General features: G+C 68.0%; 20 protein-coding genes and 1 pseudogene. 9 read left to right on the top strand and 12 right to left on the bottom strand.

Annotation, left to right across the window (positions count from 1 at the left end; translation table 11 throughout):
- Positions 1–134 precede the first annotated feature (134 nt).
- From FU658_RS00855 to FU658_RS00840, 4 genes are read left to right on the top strand one after another with little or no spacing between them, the layout of a single operon-like run.
- Entirely contained in the window at positions 135–734 is a 600-nt protein-coding gene (locus tag FU658_RS00855; protein WP_147890378.1) for a cupin domain-containing protein, read from the top strand.
- A 56-nt stretch (positions 735–790) separates the two neighbouring features.
- Positions 791–2059, top strand: a complete 1269-nt coding sequence (gene phaE / locus FU658_RS00850) for a class III poly(R)-hydroxyalkanoic acid synthase subunit PhaE (RefSeq protein WP_147890377.1) — start codon at positions 791–793, stop codon at positions 2057–2059.
- Between the two features lie 2 nt (positions 2060–2061).
- The gene (locus tag FU658_RS00845) at positions 2062–3126 is read left to right on the top strand and encodes a class III poly(R)-hydroxyalkanoic acid synthase subunit PhaC (protein ID WP_147890376.1); all 1065 of its coding nucleotides are present in this window, start codon (positions 2062–2064) and stop codon (positions 3124–3126) included.
- Positions 3127–3128: 2 nt separating this feature from the next.
- A complete protein-coding gene (locus tag FU658_RS00840; protein WP_147890375.1) occupies positions 3129–4721 on the top strand; it encodes a calcineurin-like phosphoesterase C-terminal domain-containing protein in 1593 nt (530 codons plus the stop codon).
- Positions 4722–4761: 40 nt separating this feature from the next.
- On the opposite strand, the gene mtnC is transcribed toward FU658_RS00840, so the two are convergent.
- The 3 genes from mtnC to FU658_RS00825 are packed head-to-tail and all read right to left on the bottom strand — an operon-like array spanning position 4762 to position 6643.
- Positions 4762–5457, bottom strand: a complete 696-nt coding sequence (gene mtnC / locus FU658_RS00835; protein WP_147890374.1) for an acireductone synthase — start codon at positions 5455–5457, stop codon at positions 4762–4764.
- Positions 5454–6011: a 1,2-dihydroxy-3-keto-5-methylthiopentene dioxygenase gene (locus FU658_RS00830; RefSeq protein WP_147890373.1), complete on the bottom strand. Its 558-nt coding sequence runs from the start codon at positions 6009–6011 to the stop codon at positions 5454–5456. The genes mtnC and FU658_RS00830 overlap by 4 nt, the downstream gene beginning before the upstream one ends.
- Positions 6008–6643, bottom strand: coding sequence for a methylthioribulose 1-phosphate dehydratase (locus FU658_RS00825; protein WP_147890372.1), 636 nt, complete (start codon positions 6641–6643; stop codon positions 6008–6010). Before FU658_RS00825 ends, FU658_RS00830 begins: the two co-directional genes overlap by 4 nt.
- A gap of 115 nt (positions 6644–6758) precedes the next feature.
- Between FU658_RS00825 and FU658_RS00820 the strand changes: the two genes are divergently transcribed.
- On the top strand, positions 6759–7088 hold the full coding sequence (locus FU658_RS00820) for a high-potential iron-sulfur protein (RefSeq protein WP_147890371.1): 330 nt from the start codon (positions 6759–6761) through the stop codon (positions 7086–7088).
- Between the two features lie 123 nt (positions 7089–7211).
- Positions 7212–8630 (top strand): DNA recombination protein RmuC, encoded by a 1419-nt coding sequence (locus FU658_RS00815; protein WP_147890370.1) that lies wholly within the window; start codon positions 7212–7214, stop codon positions 8628–8630.
- A gap of 68 nt (positions 8631–8698) precedes the next feature.
- Here FU658_RS00815 and FU658_RS00810 read toward each other — a convergent pair whose 3' ends face one another.
- A complete protein-coding gene (locus FU658_RS00810; protein WP_147890369.1) occupies positions 8699–10048 on the bottom strand; it encodes a sodium-dependent transporter in 1350 nt (449 codons plus the stop codon).
- Between the two features lie 33 nt (positions 10049–10081).
- Positions 10082–11593 carry a Na+/H+ antiporter NhaC gene (gene nhaC, locus FU658_RS00805; protein ID WP_147890368.1) on the bottom strand — a complete coding sequence of 504 codons (1512 nt, stop codon included), beginning with the start codon at positions 11591–11593 and terminating at the stop codon, positions 10082–10084.
- A gap of 96 nt (positions 11594–11689) precedes the next feature.
- Here nhaC and FU658_RS00800 point away from each other — a divergent pair, with 96 nt between their 5' ends.
- Both FU658_RS00800 and FU658_RS00795 read left to right on the top strand, forming a co-directional pair.
- Positions 11690–12253 (top strand): NUDIX hydrolase, encoded by a 564-nt coding sequence (locus FU658_RS00800; protein WP_147890367.1) that lies wholly within the window; start codon positions 11690–11692, stop codon positions 12251–12253.
- A 98-nt stretch (positions 12254–12351) separates the two neighbouring features.
- Positions 12352–12675 carry a hypothetical protein gene (locus FU658_RS00795; protein WP_147890366.1) on the top strand — a complete coding sequence of 108 codons (324 nt, stop codon included), beginning with the start codon at positions 12352–12354 and terminating at the stop codon, positions 12673–12675.
- Positions 12676–12678: 3 nt separating this feature from the next.
- Here FU658_RS00795 and efpL read toward each other — a convergent pair whose 3' ends face one another.
- The 7 genes and pseudogenes from efpL to FU658_RS00760 form a co-directional block, all read right to left on the bottom strand.
- The gene (gene efpL, locus FU658_RS00790) at positions 12679–13242 is read right to left on the bottom strand and encodes an elongation factor P-like protein EfpL (RefSeq protein ID WP_147890365.1); all 564 of its coding nucleotides are present in this window, start codon (positions 13240–13242) and stop codon (positions 12679–12681) included.
- Between the two features lie 18 nt (positions 13243–13260).
- Positions 13261–14030: pseudogene (locus FU658_RS00785) on the bottom strand (SDR family NAD(P)-dependent oxidoreductase).
- Positions 14031–14111: 81 nt separating this feature from the next.
- Positions 14112–15011 (bottom strand): hydroxymethylglutaryl-CoA lyase, encoded by a 900-nt coding sequence (locus FU658_RS00780; protein ID WP_147890364.1) that lies wholly within the window; start codon positions 15009–15011, stop codon positions 14112–14114.
- A gap of 1 nt (position 15012) precedes the next feature.
- Positions 15013–17010: an acetyl/propionyl/methylcrotonyl-CoA carboxylase subunit alpha gene (locus FU658_RS00775; protein WP_147890363.1), complete on the bottom strand. Its 1998-nt coding sequence runs from the start codon at positions 17008–17010 to the stop codon at positions 15013–15015.
- Complete coding sequence (locus FU658_RS00770; RefSeq protein ID WP_425477565.1) at positions 17010–17804, bottom strand: enoyl-CoA hydratase/isomerase family protein; 795 nt, start codon at positions 17802–17804, stop codon at positions 17010–17012. Before FU658_RS00770 ends, FU658_RS00775 begins: the two co-directional genes overlap by 1 nt.
- 22 nt (positions 17805–17826) lie before the next feature.
- Positions 17827–19434, bottom strand: coding sequence for a carboxyl transferase domain-containing protein (locus FU658_RS00765; protein WP_147890361.1), 1608 nt, complete (start codon positions 19432–19434; stop codon positions 17827–17829).
- Between the two features lie 144 nt (positions 19435–19578).
- The gene (locus FU658_RS00760; RefSeq protein WP_147890360.1) at positions 19579–20754 is read right to left on the bottom strand and encodes a thiolase family protein; all 1176 of its coding nucleotides are present in this window, start codon (positions 20752–20754) and stop codon (positions 19579–19581) included.
- A gap of 188 nt (positions 20755–20942) precedes the next feature.
- Between FU658_RS00760 and FU658_RS00755 the strand changes: the two genes are divergently transcribed.
- Complete coding sequence (locus FU658_RS00755; protein ID WP_147890359.1) at positions 20943–21809, top strand: DUF4198 domain-containing protein; 867 nt, start codon at positions 20943–20945, stop codon at positions 21807–21809.
- Positions 21810–21880 lie beyond the last annotated feature (71 nt).

Here is a 21880-nt window from a genome sequence, read left to right as displayed (position 1 = left end):
CGGCACGCCGCACGCCGGCGTACAATCAAGTCGTGCGCTGTCGCGCACCTCCATCGGCGACGCAACCCCGCCGGGATCCAGTGAAGCGGGACGGCGTTCGCCGATGCCGCATTGGATCGAATGGAGGAAGAGTGATGATTACTCGAACCCAATTTGTCGTTGGATCCGCGTTCCTGGTGGCCTCGCTCGGCTGCCATGCCGAGCAGGCACCCCCCAGCCCCCAGGTCGAACCTGCGGCGCAGGCGCAGGCGCACGAGGCCCACGAGGCGCCCGAGGCGCCCGAGGCGCCCGCGCAGCCCGAAGGCCGGGCGCTGTCGATGCGTGACCTCGATCGCGGGCCAGGACGGCACCTGAATGTTCCCGCTGACGCGATCGAATGGGCCGATGGCCCCGGGTCGCTGGACGAGGGCGCACGTTTTGCCGTACTCGAGGGCGATCCGGCCCGGGACGGGATATTCACCCTGCAGCTGAAGCTGCCCGATGGCTTCCTCATCAACCCGCACTGGCATCCCAACGTCGAACGGGTGACCGTGCTTCGCGGCACCTTCCGGCTGGGTTCGGGCGATACCGTGGACAAGGACGCGACGATCGCCCTGCCTGCAGGGAGCTACACCGCGATGCCGCCGGAAATGGTGCACTTCGCGATCGCCGAGGGTGAAACGGTGGTCCAGCTCACCAGCGTGGGCCCGTGGGTGATCAACTACGTGGACCCGGAGCACGACCCGCGCAACTGAGACCCGGGCCGGTCATGGGGCAGTGCTAGCATTCCCTCATCACAGTGGGAGCGCACATGGACAACAAGCACAGCGATCCGATGGCCGGCATGCAGGACATGGCGCGGCAGATGTTCGAAACCTGGCAGAAGGCGGCCGCCGGAATGGGGCAGCCTTCGCCGGGCGCGCCATGGAGCGCCCAGCCGCCCGGTCCCGATCCCTCGAAGCTGTTCCAGCAGGGCGTGGACTGGTGGGCGTCGCTGGCGACCCAGGCCAACCCCTCGAACCTGGGCGCAGGCCTCGGCGACGCGGTGGAGCGCCTGAGCGCACAGGCCGGGCCCTGGCTGGGCATGATGCAGCAGTTGGTGGGCCGATTCGGCGAGGGGCACGGCTCCGCCACCGACATCGCCAAGGCCTGGCAATCCATGATCGAGGCCACCGGCGCGAACCCGCTCCATGACCTGCTGCGTTCGTTCCCCGGAGCCGGCACGCAGGACTTCAGCCGCTGGATGTCCGAGGCGGGGCCGATGCTCGGCATGTTCACCAGCCAGATGCCCGACTGGACCCGCCAGCCCGCGTTCGGGTTCGCGCGCGAGCACCAGGAGCGCGTGCAGCGGCTGGGTGCCGCCGTGCGCGAATTCCAGCAGCACCAGAAGGCCTACGACCAGCTGATGCTGGAGGCGCTGCGCCAGGCGTTCCCGCTTTTCGAGCAGAAACTCGCCGAGCGCAGCGAGCCCGGTCGCCAGATCGATTCGGTCCGCGGTTTGTTCGACCTGTGGATCGATGCCGCCGAGGAAGCCTACGCCGAGGTGGCCCTGTCCGAAGCGTTCCGGACCGCCTACGGCCGCATGGTCAATTCGATGATGCGGCTGCGCCAGGCGATCCAGGGCGAGATCGAGGTTGCTTCCCGGGCCGTGGGCCTGCCCACGCGCAGCGACGTCGATGCCGGCCACAAGCGCCTGCACGCGCTGGAGCGCGAGGTGCGGCGTCTGCGTGCACAGCTGGCCGGGCGTCCGCGGACCGCGGGGGCTGATGCGACGCCCGCCGCCGCCAAGGCAAGCCCGGCGGCATCGGCTGCATCGACGCCGAAGAAGTCGGCAGCGAAGAAAGCCCCTGCCAGGAAGGCGGCAACGAAGAAGGCAGCAGCGAAGAAGTCGCCGGCCAAGCGCGCCACGGCAAGCAAGGCGACGGCGAAGAAGGGCGCGGCCAAGCCCGCTGCGAAGAAGAAGCCGTCCGCAGCCAAGGCCAGCAGGAAGAAGGCTGCGCCTGCGCGCGCGACGAAGTCGCCGGCGGCGAAGAAACCGGCCCGCAATCCGTCCAAATCCGCCCGTAGCAAGGAGGCCTGAGCATGTACGGACCGCTCAACATCTCACCCGAGCGCATGGCGTTCGAGATCCAGACCCTCAACAAGAAGCTGTCCTCGAGCTTCGAAGCGCTCAGGCAGGTCGGCGACACGTCGTTCGGCGCGACCGGGAAGGAGGCCGTGCACAGCGACGGCAAGGCCGTGCTGTATCGCTTCCGCGGCGAGTCCAAGCCGACCGCCAAGGTGCCTCTGCTGATCGTCTATGCGCTGGTGAACCGGCCCTACATGGTCGACCTGCAGCACGACCGCTCGCTGGTGAAGGGACTGCTGGCCGCCGGCGAGGACGTTTACATCCTCGACTGGGGCTACCCGGACGGTGCCGACCGCTGGATGACGCTGGAGGACTACATCGAGGGCATCATCGGCGGCTGCGTGGACCACCTGTGCCGCGAGCACGACGTGGACGCGATCAACGTGCTGGGCATCTGCCAGGGCGGCACCTTCTCCCTGTGCTACTCGGCGCTGCACCCGGAGAAGGTGCGCAACCTGATCACGATGGTCACGCCGGTCGACTTCCACACGCCCGACAACATGCTGTCGAACTGGACCCGCGACCTCGACGTCGATGTGTTCGTCGATGCGCTGGGCAACGTGCCGGCCGACCTGATGAACTGGTGCTACCTGACGCTCAAGCCATGGCGCCTGTTCGTCCAGAAGTACGTCGGGCTCACCGACATCCTCGACGACCCCGCCGCGATCGAGGACTTCCTGCGCATGGAGCGCTGGATCTTCGACTCGCCCGACCAGGCCGGCGAGGCGTTCCGCCAGTTCATCAAGCAGTTCTACCAGGGCAACGGGTTCGTCAATGGCGGCATCACGATCGGCGATCGCGAGGTCGACCTCAAGCAGGTCGACATGCCGATCCTCAATGTCTACGCCACCGCCGACCACCTGGTGCCGCCGGATGCATCGCGGCCGCTCAAGGTCCTCTCGGGCAGCGACGACTACACCGAGCTGAGCTTCAAGGGCGGGCACATCGGCATCTACGTGTCGGGCCGGGCGCAGCGCGAGGTGCCGGCCTCGATCCACGGCTGGCTCAGCGAGCGCTGAACATGCGCGCCGTGGTCGCGTGGGTGGCGGCGGCGCTGCTTTGCACCACGGCGCCGCTCGCTGCAGCCGGGGCGCTGGTCCGCGGCGTCGTCCATGAAGCCCGCCCCGACGCCACCGGCCCCGCGCCCGATGGCCCGGGGCTGCCGGGGGTCCAGCTTTCGAACGGACGCGACATCGTGTCCACCGATGCCGACGGCGCCTTCGCCCTGCCGGTGCGGCCTGGCGACACCGTGTTTCTGATCCGCCCGGCGGGCCACGACGTGCCGGAGGGGGCCGACGGCCTGCCGGCGTTCTGGCGCCATCATTTCCCCCATGGCGGCCCGGAACTGCGTCACGGCGGGATCGCTGCGACCGATGCGACGGCATCGCCCTGGTTGATTCCACTCTCACCCAGGCCGGCATCCGATGCCCGCGAGGAGGTCCTGGTGTTCGGCGATCCGCAGCCCGCGTCGATGATCGCCGTGGACTACTACCGGCGCGACATCATCGAGCCGATCATCGGCAGGCATCCGGCCGTGCTGGGATTGACGCTGGGCGACGTGGTCCACGGCAGCGCGCTGGAGTTGCTGCCGTCGGTGAACGAGGCCACGCGCCTGCTGGGCACCCCTTGGCTGCATGCCGCGGGCAACCACGACGTCGACGCGGATGCCGGCCACGACCGCGATTCGCTGCTGAGCTTCCGCGCGGTCTATGGGCCGGACACCTTCGCGTGGGAGGAGGCGCATGCGCGCATCGTCGTGCTCGACAACGTCGTACACCTTCCGCCACGCGGTGGGGCCTATATCGGGGGCCTGCGCGAGGACCAGTTCGAGTTCCTGGAGAACTACCTGGCCCAGGTGGACGAGGACCGCCTGCTGGTGATCGCCGCGCACATCCCCTTCTTCGACACCCATCCGCAGCGCCATACCTTCCGGACCGCCGACAGGGAGCGACTGTTCGCGCTGCTGGCGAGGCATCCGCACGTCCTGCTGTTGAGCGCGCACGGACACGTGCAGCGCCACCATTTCCATGCCGCCGCGGACGGATGGCATGGCGACACGCCGCTGCACGAGTACAACGTCGGTGCCGCCTGCGGGGGCTTCTGGGGTGGGGTGCCGGACGCAGCGGGCATTCCCGACGCCACGATGTCCGACGGTACCCCCAACGGCTACGCGGTGCTGGGCCTGGCCGGGGCCGGCCGGTACGACCTGCGCTGGCATGCCGCGCGGGAACCGGACGACTACGCGATCGCGTTGCACGCGCCCCGGGTGCTCCGCCAGGGCGCATGGCCCGGCGTCCACCTGTACGCGAACGTGTTCATGGGCATCGAGGGCGACCGCGTCGAGGCGCGCATCGCCGGCGGCGAGTGGCAGGCGATGTCCCGGGTGGAGCGCATGGATCCGGGCGTGCTGACGCAGAACCTGCTCGACGACGCCAGCGAGTCCTTGCGTGGTCGAGACCGCGTGCCCGAAGCGCGCGAATCGACCCACCTGTGGCGAATCGCGCTGCCCACCGACCTGCCCGCCGGCGAGCATGCCGTGGAGGTCCGCGCATTCGATCGATGGCGGGGTGAACTCGGCGCGGCGACGAGCTACAGGCTGGAGTCGCTGGACTGAGACCGGGGGTCGTTGCCGGCGCCCACGGTGCCTGCAGCCATCACTCCAGCGTGATCGCCTCGAAACTCTCCACGCGGCCATGGCCGTTGGCCGCCTCGCCGATGCGCGGCTCGGGATAATCCTCGCGACGGTCGACCAGCACCGTCTCCATCCCGGCCTCGCGCGCGGCATCGAGTTCCTCGACCACGTCGGAGAGGAAGGTGACCTCGCCGGGATCGACATCCAGTGCGCCGGCGATGGCGAGGTAACTTCGCGACTCGCGCTTGCCGCCCATTTCGGTGTCGAAGAAGCCCGAGAACAGGCCGGTCAGGTCACCGGCTTCGGTGTGCGCGAAGAACAGCCGTTGTGCCGGCGCCGAACCCGAGGAGTACACGGCCAGGCGGTGCCCCGCGTCCTTCCACGCCTGCAACTGCGGCGCGGCATCCGGATACACATGGGCCCGGTAGGCGCCGCCCTCGTAGCCGCTCTTCCAGATCATGCCCTGCAGCGCCTTGAGCGCGGTGTGCTTGCGGTCCTCGTCGATCCACTGCTGCAGGATGTCGACGATGCAGTTGTCCGAGGACACGCCGCCGATGTCGAGCGCGGCGGCGTCGAGCCATTTGCGCACCTGCGGCTCCTGGCCATGCCGGCGCACGAAGGCGGGCAGTGCGCGGCGGGCGTAGGGGAACAGCACCTCCTTGACGAAGGAGATCGAACTCGTCGTGCCTTCGATGTCGGTGAGGATCACGCGGCTCAAGCCTTGGCCTCCTGTTCAAGGCGCGGGAAGCGCCGGGCGATGTCGGTGCCGGTGAAGTGGCCGACCCAGCCGTCGGGCTGCTTGAAGAAGCGGATCGCGATGAAGCTGGGCTCCGGTCCCATGTCGAACCAGTGCTTCGTGCGATCAGGCACCGAAATCAGGTCGCCCTGCTCGCACAGCACCTCGTACACCCGCGTGTCCGGGTGCAGGGTGAACAGGCCCGAGCCACCGACGAAGAAGCGCACCTCGTCCTCCTCGTGGTAATGCTCGTCGAGGAATTTCGCGCGCGCCGCCTCCTTGTTCGGGTTGTCCGGGGCGATCGAGACCACGTCGATGGTCTGGAAGCCGTTCTCCGCGACGATGCGGTCGATGTCGGCGCGATAGGCCTCCATGACCGCCTCGGGCGTGGCTCCGGGTTCGACGTCCTTGCTGGCCTCCCACTGCTCGAAGCGCACGCCGATCTCCTCGAGCTTCGCGGCCATTTCGGCGTGGTCGCGGGTTTCGAACACCGGGGTGTCCGGTGCGTCGTCGTTGAAGATGCGCAGTCGGCTCATGCGTTGAGTCTCCTCAGGTCGAGCTCGCAGGCGAGCAGGAATTCGAAGGCGTCCAGGTGGCGCCGGGCCTCGTCCATGTCGCGGCCCCAGGCATAAAGGCCGTGGCCGTCGATCAGGTAGCCCCACATCGGACCACGGTCCAGCAGGTGCTCCACCTGGGCTGCCAGTGCCGGCATGTCCTGGTTGTTGGGCAGCACCGGGAGCTCGACGGCCATTTCGTGGGTGGCATTGCCACGGAAGGCCTTGAGCAGCTCGTAGCCGGCCAAGTGCACGTGGCCCTGGCCCGCCCACAGCCGCGAAGCCACGGTCTGGTTGTGCGAATGGGTGTGCAGGACGCAGCCGATGTCCGGATAGCGCCGGTACAACTGGGTGTGCAGCAGGGTTTCCGCCGACGGGCGGTGGTCGCTGCCCACGGCCCGGCCGTCGAAGTCGACCACCATGATGTCCTCGAGCGCCAGTCGACCCTTGTCGCGGCCGGACACCGTGATCGCGGCATGGCGATCGTCCATGCGCATCGAGAAATTGCTGCTGGTGGCCGGGGTCCAGCCCAGCGCGGCCAGCTCGCGGGTCGTGGCGACAAGCCGGCGGGCGCGATCCAGGCGGAGCGCCTCGTCATAGGGGAGGGCATTCATGGCCCGATTCTAACAACCCCCGGGGCGGGTTGACCTGCGTCAACCGCAGATTCACGCCGGGTCCGTACACTGGCTCCGTCAGTTATCCAGCCAGAACCCCCAAGGAGTTCGAGCCATGTCCGGCAACACCCCCTCGCGTCGCCGATTCATCATCAACTGCGCCCTGGTCGCCTCGGCGCTTCCCCTGGGTGCACGCCTGCTGGACAACCCGGCCTTGGCCCAGGACAAGCCGCGCCTGCCGCTGGACAACCCGCAGGCGAGGGCCCTGAACTACGTCGAGACCACCGAAGGCCTGGAGCACCCCGCCTACAAGCCGGGCAGCGTGTGCACCAATTGCCAGTTCTGGACCGGCGGTCCGGACGATGCCTGGGGTGGTTGCACGCTGTTCCCGAACTACGACGTGGCCGGTCCCGGCTGGTGCACGGCCTGGGCCAAGAAGGCCTGATCACGCGTTCCGGGGTCCACACCCCCTTGCCGGGACGCATCCCCCGTCTCGGCGCCTGAGACACCCCGCGGCTAGAATCAACCGATTCCAAGCCTGCGGGGTGTTTTTTTGTCCACCGATCCGATGATCCAAGTGCTGCTCCCGGTCCTCGTGCTGCTCGTACTGGTGGCGCTGGGGGCCCTGGTCCTGGCCACCCGCCGGCATCGCATGGCCGTTGCAGCGCTGGAGCAACGCCTGCGCCAGGCCGAGGAGGAGTCGCGGCAGCAGCGCACGCGGGCCGATGGACTGGCCGAGGACCGGGCGCGGCTGGAAGCCCGCACCGAGCGCCTTGGCGTGCTCGAGGCACGCATCGCCGATCTGGAGGGGCAACTTCGCGAGGCAGCCGAGTTGCGCCTGGTGGCCGAGCGCCGGGGCGCGGAGCTGGAAAGCCGGTTGGAGGAGCAGGCACGTGCGGCCGATGAACGCCTCAAGGAGCTGCAGGATGCCCGCGAGCGCATGCGGCTGGAGTTCCAGAGTCTGGCCGCGAAGATCATGGAGGAGAACAGCCAGCGCCTGGGCGAGCGCCAGACCGAGCAGCTGGGGCATCTGCTCAATCCGCTGCGCGAGCAGATCGGGGACTTCCGCAAGCTGGTCAGCGAGAGCTACGAGAAGGAGGGCCGCGAGCGGACGGTGCTGCAGACCGAGCTCAAGCAACTCCTGAGCCTCAACCAGAAGCTGTCCGACGAGGCGCGCAGCCTGACCCGGGCGCTGACCACGGACAACCGCACCCAGGGCTACTGGGGCGAGCTCAAGCTCGAGCGGCTGCTGGAGTCGGCCGGGCTGGAGAAGGGCCAGCAATACCTCACCCAGGAAAGCTACAAGGATGCCGAGGGCGACCGCTATCGCCCCGACGCGGTGCTGGTGCTGCCCGAGGACCGGCACATCGTCATCGACGCGAAGATGAACCTGGTCGACTACCAGCGTGCCTGCGACGCGGTGGGCGACGAGGAGCGCGAAGCCTGCATGCTGCGCCACGCCACGGCGATGCGCACGCACATGCGCCAGCTCGGCGAGAAGGACTACAGCCGCCTGCAGGGCCTCAACTCACCGGAGCTGGTGCTGATGTTCATCCCGGTCGAGGCCGCGTTCCTGGAGGCCGTGCGCCGCGATTCCAGCCTCTACGACGATGCGTTCGCGCGCAAGATCGTGCTGGTCGGCCCCAGCAACCTGCTGGCCTCGCTGCAGCTGGTCGCGCAGATGTGGCGCACCGAGCAGCAGAACCGCAACACGCAGAAGATCATGGAGCGCGCCGCGTCGCTGTACGACAAGTTCGTCGGCTTCGTCGGCGACCTCGAGAAGGTGCGCACGCAGTTCGCGACCGCCGGCAACACCCTCGATGGTGCCTACGCCAAGCTGGCGACCGGCCGCGGCAACCTGGTGCGCCGCGCCGAGGAACTGCGGCGACTCGGCATCAGCCCGGGCAAGCGCCTGGGTGGCCCGCTCGTCGAGCAGGCCGGGGCCGGGGAAGACGACGACGAGCCGGTCGAGGAAGAGACCGACTGAGGCCTGGCGGCGGCGCGGGGCAGGTTTTCCCTGCCGCCGCGCGGTTCACGCACCTGCCTGCGCTCGGGTCACAGGAAGGCCCGCAGCAGCACCACCAGCACCAGCGCCGGGCTGACCACGCGCACCAGCCACAGCCAGATCGTGTAGCCGGTGTCGGACAGGTCGAGCTCGTCGCGGCTGATGCGCCTGGACATGAACCAGCCGGCGAAGATCGCGATCAGCATGCCGCCCAGCGGCAGCATCAGGTCGTTGGCGATGAACTCCAGGAAGTCCATGATGCCGCGGCCGAAGATGCTCACGTCGCTCCACACGTTGAACGACAGCACCGAGGCCAGGCCCAGCGCCCAGCAGCCCAGCGCCACCAGCACCGCGGCCAGCTTGCGGCTCATGTCGGTCTTCTCGACCAGGTAGGCCGTGGCCGGCTCCAGCAGCGAGATCGACGAGGTCCACGCCGCCATCGAGAGCAGGCCGAAGAACAGCAGGCCGTAGACGATGCCGAAGCTCATCGCGTTGAACGCCAGCGGCAGCGAGGTGAAGATCAGGCCCGGGCCGCCGCCGGCGGGGTCGAGGCCGAAGGCGATGACGATCGGGAAGATCGCCAGCCCCGCCAGCAAGGCCACGCCTGTGTCGGCCAGCACCACCATGCCGCCGATCTTCGGGATCGAGATGCCGTTGGGCAGGTAGGCGCCGTAGGTCATCATCGCGCACATGCCCAGGCTCAGGCTGAAGAAGGCCTGGCCCATCGCCTGCAGGAACACCGAGCCGTCGACTTCGGAGAAGTCGGGCTTGAACAGGAAGCTGGCGGCCTGGCCCAGGTGGCCGGTGGTGGCGCCGTAGCCCACCAGCACCAGCAGCAGGATGAACAGCGCCGGCATCAGGAACTTCACCGCGCGCTCCAGGCCCTTCTCCACGCCCATCGCCACCACGCCCAGCGTCAGCACCATGAACACGGCGTGCCAGGCGGTCAGCTCGACGGGGTTCGCCAGCAACGCGCCGAAGGTGGCGCCCGGGTCGGTGATCGCCGCGCCGCCGAAGAGCTGCTTTAGGTACAGCCAGCTGTAGTGCAGCGTCCATCCGGCCACCACGCTGTAGAAGCTCAGGATCACGAAGCCGGCGACGATGCCCAGCCAGCCGATGCCCTTCCAGCCATGCGAGGCCTTGTTCTCGTCGGCCACCTTGCCCAGCGAGTTGATCGGGCTCATGCGGCCGTGGCGGCCGATCATGATCTCTGCCAGCAGGATCGGCAGGCCGACCGCGGCGATGCAGGCCAGGTAGATCAGCACGAACGCGCCGCCACCGTTGTCCGAGGTCATGTACGGGAAGCGCCAGATGTTGCCCAGGCCCACGGCCGAGCCGGTGGCGGCAAGGACGAAGGCGGTGCGCGAGGACCACATGCCGTGCCGGGAAGAACTCTGCATCGGTGACTCCAGTGTGTCGCTGTGGGGCGGGGCTCAGCCCCGCGGGGTGTCGTTGGCCGGGGTGCTGGCGCTGCCGGAGGCCGCCAGGGTCGCCACGCCGTTGCGCAGGATCCGGAAGCCCAGGTAGGCCAGCACGATGGCCAGCAGGGGGTTGATCAGGTTGAAGAAGACGTAGGGCAGGTAGTCCAGCGTGGCGACACCGAGCGTGGCGGCCATGTAGGCGCCGCAGGTGTTCCACGGGATCAGCGGCGAGGTGATCGTGCCGCCGTCCTCCAGGGCCCGCGACAGGTTCACCGGGGCCAGGCCGCGCTTGTCGTATTCGGGCTTGAACAGGCGGCCGGTCAGCACGATCGACATGTACTGGTCGGCGGCGACGACATTCGCGCCGACGCCGGTGCCGATGGTCGCGGCGATCAGCGAGCCGGTCGACTTCGCCGCCTTGAGCACGCTGCGGATGATGCGCTCCAGCAGGCCGGCGGCCTCCATGATCGCGCCGAAGCTCATCGCGCACACGATCAGCCAGATCGTATTGAGCATGCTGACCATGCCACCGCGCGAGAGCAGCGAATCCACCGCCTCGTTGCCGGTATCGGCGGCGTAGCCCTGGAACAGCGCCGTCCACGCGCCCGCCAGCATCGCCAGCGGCCGGGACAGTTCATCGCGGCCGGCCAGCGCCACGACCAGGTCGGGCTGGAAGACCACCGCGAACACCGCGCCCAGCAGCGCGCCGATCAGGATGGTGGGGTAGGCGGGAAACCGCTTGATCGCCAGGCCGAAGACCACCGCCAGCGGGATCAGCAGGTACCAGCCAAGCGTGAACTGGCTGGCCAGCACCTGCGGCAGCTCGCCGAACGCATCGGTCGCCTCGCCCGGCGTCGCGCGCAGGCCGACGATGGTGAACAGCACCAGCGCGATGCCGATCGAGGGAAAGGTCGTCCACACCATGTGCCGCACGTGCGAGAACAGCTCCGCGCCCGAGGCAGCCGGTGCCAGGTTGGTGGTGTCCGACAGCGGCGACATCTTGTCGCCGAAGTAGGCACCGGAGATGACCGCGCCGGCGGTGATCGCCGGGTTCATGTCCAGGCCCTGGGCCACGCCCATCAGCGCCACGCCCAGCGTGCCGGCCACGGTCCACGAGCTGCCGATGGTCACGGCAACGATCGCGCAGATCAGGCAGGCGGCGGGGTAGAAGAACGACGGGTGCAGCAGCATCAGCCCGTAGTGGATCATCGTCGGCACGGTGCCCGACAGGATCCAGGTGCCGATCAGCGCGCCGACCGCCAGCAGGATGAAGATGGCCGTGGTGGCCATCGCCAGGCTGCGCGCGATCGCCTCCTGCACCTCCTCCCAGCGCATGCCGTTGCGGATGCCGACGATGGCGGCCACGCCGCCGGCCAGCAGCAGCGCGATCTGGTTGGGGCCATACGAGGAGTCATCGGCGAACAGGTACACCGACAGCGCCAGCAGCACGACCAGGAACGCCAGGGGCGTGAGCGCCTGGAGCATCGAGGGTGCCCGCAGGCTGCGCTGGACCGGTTCGTTCATTCACCTCTCCCCAAGGTTGACGGGCGAGTGTAACCAAAGCCCTTGGGATGCGCGAAGGTACGGGCTATGCTGCCGCGCCGCCCAATGCCATCGGTCATGACACCCAAACGCCAAACCCTGGCCGCCGAGTTCGAGGCGTTCGCCCAGCAGTGGCCCGAGCAGGCCAGCACTGCCCGCGAGTTCGCCCGCTTCCTCGGCAGTGCCGACGACGTGTTCCGCCGCAGCCACGGTTTCGGCCACTTCACTGGTTCGTCCTGGCTGGTCAGCGCCGATGGGCAGCGCGTGCTGCTGACCCACCACCGCAAGCTCGACCGCTGGCTGCAGCTGGGCGGCCACGCCGATGGCGAGGAAGACCTGGCGCGGGTGGCGCTGGTCGAGGCGGAGGAGGAGTCGGGGTTGTCGGGGCTGGTGCTGGAGGGCGGCATCTTCGACCTGGACCGGCACCTGATCCCGGCGCGCAAGGCCGACCCGGACCACTACCACTACGATGTGCGCTACGTCGTGCGTGCAAGCGGAAGCGAGGACTACGTGGTCGGCGACGAATCGCATGACCTGGCCTGGCGTCCGATCATCGAACTGGTCGACGAGCCGGGCCTGGACGACTCGGTACGACGGATGGCGCTTCGCTGGATTCGGCAGCACCACGATTTGGAAACGTGAACTTCGTCAGCGCGAATGGTCTGCGACCAGTGTGAGGGCAGAGGCTTGAAGCACGCGCTGGCCCTAAGTGTTAGCAAGAAACGGGCGGAGGAGGTTTCGTGGGAACGTTCTTGATGATGCTCTCGCTTGGTTATGTTTGCGGTCTTTGTGTAAACCTCGGCGTGCTTCTGAAGCACATCTACATCAAGTTCGACTTTTCGTCTCAGTGGAAGAAGCAGTACGTGTGGACCTTGGTCCTCTGCTTGAGCGTGCTCTTATGCTCACTAGCGCCGATATTCAGTCTTGCGTTCGCCTACTCCAGCCATTCCTACGTCGGAATTCTTGTTTTTCTCTCCGGTCTTTTGCTTGGGGCAATGGTTTCGTTTGCTGTTGCACACTTTCTGACCAGCGTTCAAAACCACCCTGGCGAAAGCCTCGATTGATGGTCAGGCCCGCCCAGCGAACTCTCCGCTGGTGGTACTCACCAGGATGCGCTCACCATTGGTGATGTATTCCGGCACCATGATCTCCAGCCCCGTCGACAGCTTGGCCGGCTTCGGGCGCTTGGTGGCCGTGCCGCCCTTGAGCTCGGGCGGGGTGTCCACGACTTCCAGCTCGACGTTCTGCGGCAGCTGCAGGCCGACCGGCATGTCGTCGATGATCTGGATGTGGCAGCCCTCCAGTCCGTCGGTGATATAGCCGGCATCGTCGCCGATCACGTCGGCATCGAGCTGGTAAGGGGTAAAGTCCTCTGCGTCGAGGAAGACGAAGGCCTCGCCGTCCTTGTAGGAGAACGTGGATTCGCGGCGGCTGAGCTCGACCTCCTTGAGGTCGTCCTCGGCGCGCAGGCTCAGGTCGAGCTTCTGTCCCCCCGGCACCGAGTACATCGTGAAGCGGAAGGTGACGTTGCCGCCGCGGCCCTGCGGCGCGCTGCGTTCGATGTCGCGGATCTGGTAGGCGGTGCCGTTGTGCTCGACGACGTTGCCCTTCTTGATGTCTGCAGCGCGCATGCGGGTTCTCTCGGGTGCTTACTTGGGAGCGAGGCGGGTGGCGCCGTCGAGGCGGATCGTCTCGCCGTTGAGGTAGGTGTTGGTCAGCAGGTAGGCCACCAGGTCGGCGAACTCGGCCGGCTGGCCCAGGCGCGAGGGGAACGGGATCGAGGCCGCCAGCGACTGCTGCACGTTCTCGGGCATGCCGTCGACCATCGGCGTCCAGAAGATGCCCGGCGCCACCGTATTGACGCGGATGCCGAAGCGGGCCAGCTCGCGCGCCATCGGCAGGGTCATGCCGACCACGCCGCCCTTCGAGGCGGAGTAGGCGGCCTGGCCGATCTGGCCCTCGTAGGCGGCGACCGAGGCGGTGTTGATGATGACGCCGCGCTCGCCGTCGGTACCGGCCTCGTTGTGCTGCATCAGGTTGGCCGCGGCCTTGGCGACATTGAAGCTGCCGACCAGGTTGACCATGACGGTGGTCGAGAACTGCTGCAGCGGCATCGGTGCCTCGCGGCCCAGCACGCGGCCGCGCCGAGGATGCCGGCGCAGTTGATCGCCGCGTTGAGCCCGCCCATGAAGTCCTTGGCAGCGGCCAGGTTGGCCTCCACCTGCGCCTCGTCGGTGACGTCGGTGCGGAAGAAGCGGGCATTGGACTCGCCCAGTTCGGCCACCGCGGTGGCGCCCTTGTCGTCGTTGACGTCGAACAGCGCGACCTTGCCGCCGGCGGCGACCAGGTGCTGGGCCACGGCCAGGCCGAGGCCGGAGACGCCGCCGGTGATGACGGCGCGGGTGGTATCGATCTTCATGGGCATTCCGGTGTTCGGGTCAGCCCGCAATTCTAAGCGAGCCCGCGGTGCGACGCACCGGGCGCCTGGACGCGCGCGCGCTCAGGCGGCGCGGGCGCGCGTGACCTTGCTGCCGGTGTCGCGGCCCAGCAGCTGCGACAGCCAGCGGCCGGTGTCGACCAGCCGGTCGAGGTCGATGCCGGTGTCGATGCCCATGCCGTGGAGCATGTAGACCACGTCCTCGCTGGCGACGTTGCCGCTCGCGCCCTTGGCGTACGGGCAGCCTCCGGTGCCCGACACCGAGGCATCCACCACCGCCACGCCTTCTTCGAGGCAGGCCAGGATGTTCGCCAACGCCTGCCCATAGGTGTCGTGGAAATGCACCGCCAGCGCCTCCATCGGGATCTCGGCGGCCACCGCGCGCAGCATGTCGCGCGCCTTCGCCGGGGTGCCCACGCCGATCGTGTCGCCCAGCGACACCTCGTAGCAGCCCAGCTCGTGCAGCGCCCGGGCCACCCGCACCACGTCGGCCAGCGGCACCTCGCCCTGGTAGGGACAGCCGAGCACGGTCGACACGTAGCCCCGCACCTTGACGCCGTCGGCGCGGGCGGCGGCGATCACCTCGCTGAAGCGGTCGATGCTCTGTTCGATCGAGGCGTTGATGTTCTTCATCGAGAACGCCTCGGAGGCGGCGCCGAAGACGGCGATCTCGGTGACGCCCACCTCACGGGCACGCTCGTAGCCCTTGATGTTGGGCACCAGCACCGGGTAGGCCACGCCCTCGCGCTTGTCGATGCCGGCGTACACCTCGGCGGCATCCGCCAGCTGCGGCACCCACTTCGGGCTGACGAAGCTGGTCGCCTCGATGGTCCTCAGGCCGGTGGCCGAGAGACGGTCGATCAGCTCGATCTTCGCCTCGGCCGGGATGATCGCCTTCTCGTTCTGCAGTCCGTCGCGGGCGCCGACCTCGACGAGCCGTACCTGGGTGGGGTGGACACTCATGTCATTCCTCCAGCAGCACCAGCACGGCATCGCCTTCGACGAACTCGCCTTCGCTGGCCCTCACCTCGGAAATGGTGCCTGCACGCGGCGCACGCAAGGTCAGCTCCATCTTCATCGCCTCCATGACCAGCAGCGCCTGGCCTTCCTCGACCTGGGCGCCGGCCTCGGCGTGGACCACGACGATGCGGCCCGGCATCGGCGCGCTGACCCGGTTGTCGCTGCCGGCCGCGGCATCGCCCTCGAAGTGGAAGCGGGTGATGCGCTCGAAGCGCAGACGGCGGTGGCCGTCGTGCACCGTCACCGCTTCGGCGCTGCAGCGCACCGTGAAGCCGCGGGCCACGCCATCGAAACGTGCCGAGAGCCGGCCATCGCCAAGACGTGCGCCGGACACCGGCATGTCGAAACCTTCGCCGCGCAGGGCATAGTCGCCGCCTGTGCCGGAGGCGTGGATCTCGAAACGCGTCTCGCCCTGCTGCAGCACCAGCACGCGCTCGCCGGCGTGACCCAGCCGCCAGCCGTCGCTCAGCGCCCACGGCGAGCCGGGGTCGCTGGAACCGGTGGCGGTGTCCCGGGCCCGGGCCTCGTCGTGCAGCAGCGCGGTGCTGGCCGCGGCGGCCAGTTCGGCCGGGGAGGGCGGCTGCGCCCCGCCGGTCACCTCGTCGAGGTGCCGGTCCAGGTAGCCGGTGTGGATGCGTCCCTCGACCACCATCGGGTGGCGGATCAGCCGTTCCAGGAACTCGATGTTCGACTTCGGCCCGGTGATCTCAGAATCCGCCAGTGCCTGCGCCAGCCGCGCCAGTGCCGCGGGCCGGTTGTCGGCGTGCACGATCAGCTTGGCGATCATCGGGTCGTAGAAGATCGTCACCTCGTCGCCCTCGACCACGCCGCCGTCGAGTCGTACCGATGCCGACGGCGCCGGCAACACCAGCGACTGCAGGCGGCCGGAGCCGGGCAGGAAGCCGTTGTCCGGGTCCTCGGCGTACAGGCGCACCTCGATCGCATGGCCGTTGGATTCGATCGCGTCCTGCGGCAGCGGCAGCGGTTCGCCGGCGGCCACGCGCAATTGCCACTCCACCAGGTCCAGCCCGGTCACCATCTCGGTGACCGGGTGCTCGACCTGCAGCCGCGTGTTTATCTCCATGAAGTAGAAGCCGCCGTCGGCACCGACGATGAACTCCACGGTGCCGGCGTTGACGTAGTCGATCGCCTGGCCGGCCTGTACCGCCGCATCACCCATCGCCTGGCGCAGCTCGGGCGTCATCATCGGCGAGGGCGATTCCTCGATGACCTTCTGGTAGCGGCGCTGGGCCGAGCATTCACGCTCGCCCAGGTGGATGACGGTGCCGCTGGCGTCACCGAAGATCTGGAACTCGATGTGGCGCGGCGTCTCGATGTAGCGCTCCAGCAGCACCCGGTCGCGCCCGAAGGCGCTGGCGGCCTCGCGCTGGCAGCTCACCAGGTTTTCCGCGAACTCCCCGGAGTCGCGCACGATGCGCATGCCCTTGCCGCCGCCGCCGTGTGCCGCCTTGATCATCAGCGGATAGCCGATGCGGTCGGCCTCGCGCTGCAGCACGGCCGGGTCCTGGTCCTCGCCGGTGTAGCCGGGCACGACCGGCACGCCATGCGATTCCATCAGCTGCTTGGCGCCGGCCTTGGACCCCATCTTGCGCATCGAGGCCGCCTTCGGGCCGATGAAGACGATGCCGGCCTGCTCGCAGGCCTCGGCGAAGTCCGCGTTCTCCGACAGGAAGCCGTAGCCGGGATGCACGCCCTGCGCGCCGGTCGCCTTCGCCACCTCGAGGATCGCGTCGCCACGCAGGTAGCTGTCCTGCGGGCGCGGCCCACCGATCGGATGGGCCTCGTCGGCCAGCCGCACGTGTTGCGCGTTCGCATCGGCTTCGGAATACACCGCCACCGTGCGGATGCCCAACCGGCGGCAGGTGCGGATGACGCGGCAGGCGATCTCGCCGCGGTTGGCGATCAGGATCTTGGAAAACATCATGACTTCACCCAGTTGGCGGGGCGCTTGTCGAGGAAGGCGCCAAGGCCTTCCTGGCCTTCCGGCGATACACGCAGGCGGGCGATCAGGGCGGCGTTCTCGATGTCGCGGCGCTCGGCGTCCTCGCGCGTCAGGCCCGCCATGCGCAGGGCCAGGGCCTTCGCCTCGCGCTGTGCCTCCGGGCCGCCTTTCATCAGCCAGTGCAATTGCCGGTCGACGGCTTCGTCGAGCATCGCGGCGCCGACGCAGCGATGCAGCAACCCGATGCGCTCGGCCTCGCCACCGTCGAACACCTCTGCGGTCAGGAACAACTGGCGGGCATAGGTCGGACCGATCGAAGCAACCACGTACGGCGAGATCACCGCCGGCACCAGCCCCAGTTTCACCTCCGAAAGCGAGAACTTCGCATCCGACGTTCCGATCGCGATGTCGCAGCACGCCACCAGGCCGACGCCGCCACCGTAGGCGGAGCCGTTGACCCGGGCGATGGTCGGCTTGGACAGGAAGTTCAACGTGCGCATCAGCTTTGCCAGGCGCAGGGAGTCCTCGCGGTTCTCCTCTTCGCTGGCACTCGCCATTCCACGCATCCAGTTCAGGTCCGCGCCGGCAGAGAAGGTCTTGCCTTCACCGGTCAGCACCACCGTGCGCACGCTGTCGTCGCGCTCGAGTTCCAGGAGGGCGTCGGTGAGTTCGGCGATCAGGCTGTCGTCGAAGGCGTTGTGCACCTGCGGCCGGTCGATGACCAGCGTGGCCGCGCTGCCGTTGCGCTCAATCCGGGTGGCGGTCATTCGAATTCTCCCATTCCGTGGTCGCCCATCACATCCGGAACACGCCGAAGCGGCCCTTCTCGATCGGCGCATTGAGCGAGGCGGAGATGGCCAGGCCCAGCACGCGCCGGGTGTCGGCCGGGTCGATGATGCCGTCGTCCCACAGCCGCGCGCTGGCGTAGTAGGGGTGGCCCTGGTGCTCGTACTGCTCGCGGATCGGGGCCTTGAAGGCTTCCTCGTCCTCGGCGCTCCAGTCCTTGCCGGCGGCCTCCAGCCCGTCGCGCTTGACCGTCGCCAGCACGCTGGCGGCCTGCTCGCCGCCCATCACGCTGATGCGCGCGTTGGGCCACATCCACAGGAAGCGCGCCCCGTAGGCGCGGCCGCACATCGCGTAGTTGCCGGCGCCGAAGCTGCCGCCGATGACCACGGTGAACTTCGGCACGTGCGAGCAGGCCACGGCGGTGACCATCTTCGCCCCGTCCTTGGCGATGCCGGCGTTCTCGTACTTCTTGCCGACCATGAAGCCGGTGATGTTCTGCAGGAACACCAGCGGGATGTCACGCTGGTTGCACAGCTCGATGAAGTGCGCACCCTTGAGCGCGGACTCCGAGAACAGGATGCCGTTGTTGGCGACGATGCCGACCGGATAACCATGGATGTGGGCGAAACCACAGACCAGCGTCTTGCCGTAGCGCGCCTTGAACTCCTGGAACTCCGAACCGTCGACCAGGCGGGCGATCACCTCGCGGATGTCGAACGGCTGGCGAGTGTCCTTCGGGATCAGGCCGTAAAGCTCTTCGGTCGCATACAGCGGCTCGCGCGGCGGCTGCACGGCCACCGGCAGTGCCTTCTTGCGGTTGAGGTGGGCGAGGATGTCGCGCGCGATCTCCAGCGCGTGGGTGTCGTTCTCGGCGAAGTGGTCGGCCACGCCGGACACGCTGGTGTGTACTTCGGCGCCACCCAGCGCCTCGGCATCGACCACCTCGCCGGTGGCGGCCTTCACCAGTGGCGGGCCGCCGAGGAAGATCGTGCCCTGCTCGCGCACGATGATCGACTCGTCGCACATCGCCGGCACGTAGGCACCGCCGGCGGTGCAGCTGCCCATCACCACCGCGATCTGCGGGATGTTTTCCGCGCTCAGCCGCGCCTGGTTGTAGAAGATGCGGCCGAAATGCTCGCGATCCGGGAACACTTCGTCCTGCAGCGGCAGGAAGGCGCCGCCGGAGTCGACCAGGTAGACGCAGGGCAGGCGGTTCTCACGCGCGATCTCCTGGGCGCGCAGGTGCTTCTTGACCGTCATCGGGAAGTAGGTGCCACCCTTCACGGTGGCGTCGTTGGCCAGCACCATCACTTCCTGGCCGTGCACGCGGCCAATGCCGGCGATCAGGCCGGCGGCCGGCGCGGCGCCGTCGTACATGCCCTCGGCGGCCAGCGGGCAGATCTCCAGGAACGGCGAGCCCGCGTCGAGCAGGGCGGTGACGCGATCGCGTGGCAGCAGCTTGCCGCGGGCGACGTGCTTGTCGCGGGCCTTCTCACCACCGCCCAGGGCCACCTGGGCCAGCTTCTGGTGCAGCTCCGCGGTCACCCCCCGGAGTTGGGCCAGGTTGTCCTGGAAGTCCGGAGAGCGGGGGTCGGCTTGGCTCTTGATGACCGGCATCGGCAACGGCTCGCGCTGGAAACAGCCGTCGATTGTCGCCGCAAACGGGGTCCCAAGTCTCCCCGGGCCGATGCATGTGCCGGCCCTGCAACGCGAAAGGCCCGCATCGCGCGGGCCTTTCGGTGCCCTCCAGCAGGCTGGCGGCTACGGGATCTCGACCGCGATCGCCGTCGCCTCGCCGCCGCCAAGGCACAGCGAGGCCACGCCCTTCTTCAGGCCGCGCACGCGCAGCGCATTGACCAGCGTGACGACCAGGCGTGCACCCGAGGCGCCGATCGGGTGGCCCAACGCGGTCGCACCACCATTGACGTTGAGCTTGGCATGCGGGATGCCCAGCTCCTTCATCGGCGCCATAGCCACGCAGGCAAATGCCTCGTTGACCTCGAACAGATCCACATCGTCCACCGACCAGCCGAGCTTCTTGAGCAGCGTGTCGATCGCGCCCACCGGAGCGATGGTGAACCATTCGGGTTCCTGGGAATGGGTGGCGTGGCCGACGATGCGTGCCAGCACGGCCAAGCCACGCTTGCCGGCCTCGTCCTCGGACAGCAACACGGTGGCGGCGGCGCCATCGGAGATCGACGAAGAGCTGGCGGCGGTGATCGTGCCGTCCTTCTTGAACGCCGGGCGCAGCGAGGGGATCTTGTCGATGCTGGCGCGGCCCGGCTGTTCGTCGGTGTCGACGATGGTGTCGCCCTTGCGGCCCTTGACCGTTACTGGCGCGATCTCGTCGTTGAATGCACCCGACTTCTGCGCCGCGTGGGCGCGGGTGACGCTCTCGATGGCGAAATTGTCCTGGTCCTCGCGGGTGAAGCCGAGCTTCTCCACGCACATCTCGCCGAACACACCCATCGCCTCGCCCTTGTAGGGGTCGGTCAGGCCGTCCCAGGCCATGTGGTCGATGAACTCGGCGCTGCCGTAGCGGACACCGGTACGCGCGCCGTTGAGCAGGTGCGGGGCATTGGTCATCGACTCCATGCCGCCGGCCACGACGATGCTGGCCGAGCCCGCCTTGATCAGGTCGTGGCCCAGCATGATCGCCTTCATGCCCGAGCCGCAGACCTTGTTGACGGTGGTGCAGCCCACGGACACCGGGATGTCGGCGCCGAGCGAGGCCTGGCGCGCAGGCGCCTGGCCAAGGCCGGCAGGCAGCACGCAGCCCATGATCACCTCGGACACGTCGGCGGCGGCCACGCCCGACTGCTCCAGTGCGGCGCGGATGGCCGTGGCACCCAGCGTGGGCGTGGGGACCCCGGTGAACTGGCCGAGGAAGGAACCGATGGCGGTGCGCTTGGCGCCGGCAATAACGACGTGGGACATGATGTGCTCCGTTGTGGACTTCGCAGTAGACCCCCGGATTATCGCGCTGGTGGTGCACTGCCGCAAACGCGAGCTGCCCGAGCATGCGGCGCGAGCGTATTCATCCATGCCACCATGCGGTTCGCATGTGCTTCGGGCGTTGAACCCGGTGCATCCACAGCTGTCTCAGACCGGTCAAGGGAGCGTTCATGAACACTGGCAATCAATCGACTGCTTTGCGGGCGCGTGTACGCCACGTAGCTGTTGGCACGCTGGTAGCAGGCGTGCTGGCCGCCATGCCGGCACTTGCCCATGATTTTTGGTTAACCGCCGAACAGCGGAATCAGGACGGTTCGCCGGTCCTGCGCATGTGGGTCGGGCATGAGATGGAAGCTGAGGAGGAACGGCCCTACGAGGCGGTGCGCAGCCAGACCCTGCGCATGTACCATGAAGGAAGAACGGTAGCGCTTCCGCAGCGAGGTGCGGATGGGGCGGTACCGTTCTATGCGTTGCCCGAAGGTGTACAGGGTCCGCTGCTGGTGGCGATGGAGCGTCCCGAGGTGGTGCTGGAGTTGCCCGAACCTCGTTTCGATCATTACTTGGCCGAGGAGCGACTGGCAGACATCCAGGCCCTGCGTCGGGAGGGTGCCGAGGCGGGTCCGGAGCGCTACACCCGGTATCTCAAGGTATTGGTTGGACCATTTTCTCAAGACGTCATGCCGCCAGAAGAGGTCGGGCAACGGCTCGAGATCGTGGTGGATGAGCTTCCGGCTCAGCCTGCGCCGGGTGCCAAACTTCAGGCCCGGGTGCTGTTCGAGGGGGCACCGTTGCCGGGGCGTTCGGTGGTGGCGCTTTGGGGGGGTGAAACCAACGGGTCCACAGGCAGCCAGCTGACGCAGGTCGAAGTCACCGACGAGGCGGGGAGGGTATCGTTTGCCTACGAGAAGGACGGGGTGTGGATGCTGCGCCTGGTGCACATGCGCGCATGCGAGGCCTGTAGCGACGTTCGCTGGGAGGGCTTCTGGGCTGCCCACGTGATCCAGCCCGACTGGATCACGCCGTCCTCCGCAGACTGATTCCACCAGGTGCATGCGAAAACGCCCGCAACTCACATTGCGGGCGTTTTCGTTTCAAACTTCAGGTAAGT

Source organism: Alkalisalibacterium limincola, from assembly GCF_008017755.1.
GTDB classification, from domain to species: domain Bacteria; phylum Pseudomonadota; class Gammaproteobacteria; order Xanthomonadales; family Xanthomonadaceae; genus Alkalisalibacterium; species Alkalisalibacterium limincola.
The sequence above is the reverse complement of the archived record's forward strand: the minus strand, read 5'-3'. Positions and strand labels throughout refer to the sequence as shown.

What these genes read in the sequence shown, in the direction of transcription:
- FU658_RS00855 (WP_147890378.1), top strand. Translation starts at nt 135, where the DNA reads ATGATTACTCGAACCCAATTTGTCGTTGGATCCGCGTTCCTGGTGGCC.
- phaE (WP_147890377.1), top strand. Translation starts at nt 791, where the DNA reads ATGGACAACAAGCACAGCGATCCGATGGCCGGCATGCAGGACATGGCG.
- FU658_RS00845 (WP_147890376.1), top strand. Translation starts at nt 2,062, where the DNA reads ATGTACGGACCGCTCAACATCTCACCCGAGCGCATGGCGTTCGAGATC.
- FU658_RS00840 (WP_147890375.1), top strand. Translation starts at nt 3,129, where the DNA reads ATGCGCGCCGTGGTCGCGTGGGTGGCGGCGGCGCTGCTTTGCACCACG.
- FU658_RS00830 (WP_147890373.1), bottom strand. Translation starts at nt 6,011, where the DNA reads ATGAGCCGACTGCGCATCTTCAACGACGACGCACCGGACACCCCGGTG.
- FU658_RS00825 (WP_147890372.1), bottom strand. Translation starts at nt 6,643, where the DNA reads ATGAATGCCCTCCCCTATGACGAGGCGCTCCGCCTGGATCGCGCCCGC.
- FU658_RS00820 (WP_147890371.1), top strand. Translation starts at nt 6,759, where the DNA reads ATGTCCGGCAACACCCCCTCGCGTCGCCGATTCATCATCAACTGCGCC.
- FU658_RS00815 (WP_147890370.1), top strand. Translation starts at nt 7,212, where the DNA reads ATGATCCAAGTGCTGCTCCCGGTCCTCGTGCTGCTCGTACTGGTGGCG.
- FU658_RS00810 (WP_147890369.1), bottom strand. Translation starts at nt 10,048, where the DNA reads ATGCAGAGTTCTTCCCGGCACGGCATGTGGTCCTCGCGCACCGCCTTC.
- nhaC (WP_147890368.1), bottom strand. Translation starts at nt 11,593, where the DNA reads ATGAACGAACCGGTCCAGCGCAGCCTGCGGGCACCCTCGATGCTCCAG.
- FU658_RS00800 (WP_147890367.1), top strand. Translation starts at nt 11,690, where the DNA reads ATGACACCCAAACGCCAAACCCTGGCCGCCGAGTTCGAGGCGTTCGCC.
- efpL (WP_147890365.1), bottom strand. Translation starts at nt 13,242, where the DNA reads ATGCGCGCTGCAGACATCAAGAAGGGCAACGTCGTCGAGCACAACGGC.
- FU658_RS00780 (WP_147890364.1), bottom strand. Translation starts at nt 15,011, where the DNA reads ATGAGTGTCCACCCCACCCAGGTACGGCTCGTCGAGGTCGGCGCCCGC.
- FU658_RS00775 (WP_147890363.1), bottom strand. Translation starts at nt 17,010, where the DNA reads ATGTTTTCCAAGATCCTGATCGCCAACCGCGGCGAGATCGCCTGCCGC.
- FU658_RS00765 (WP_147890361.1), bottom strand. Translation starts at nt 19,434, where the DNA reads ATGCCGGTCATCAAGAGCCAAGCCGACCCCCGCTCTCCGGACTTCCAG.
- FU658_RS00760 (WP_147890360.1), bottom strand. Translation starts at nt 20,754, where the DNA reads ATGTCCCACGTCGTTATTGCCGGCGCCAAGCGCACCGCCATCGGTTCC.
- FU658_RS00755 (WP_147890359.1), top strand. Translation starts at nt 20,943, where the DNA reads ATGAACACTGGCAATCAATCGACTGCTTTGCGGGCGCGTGTACGCCAC.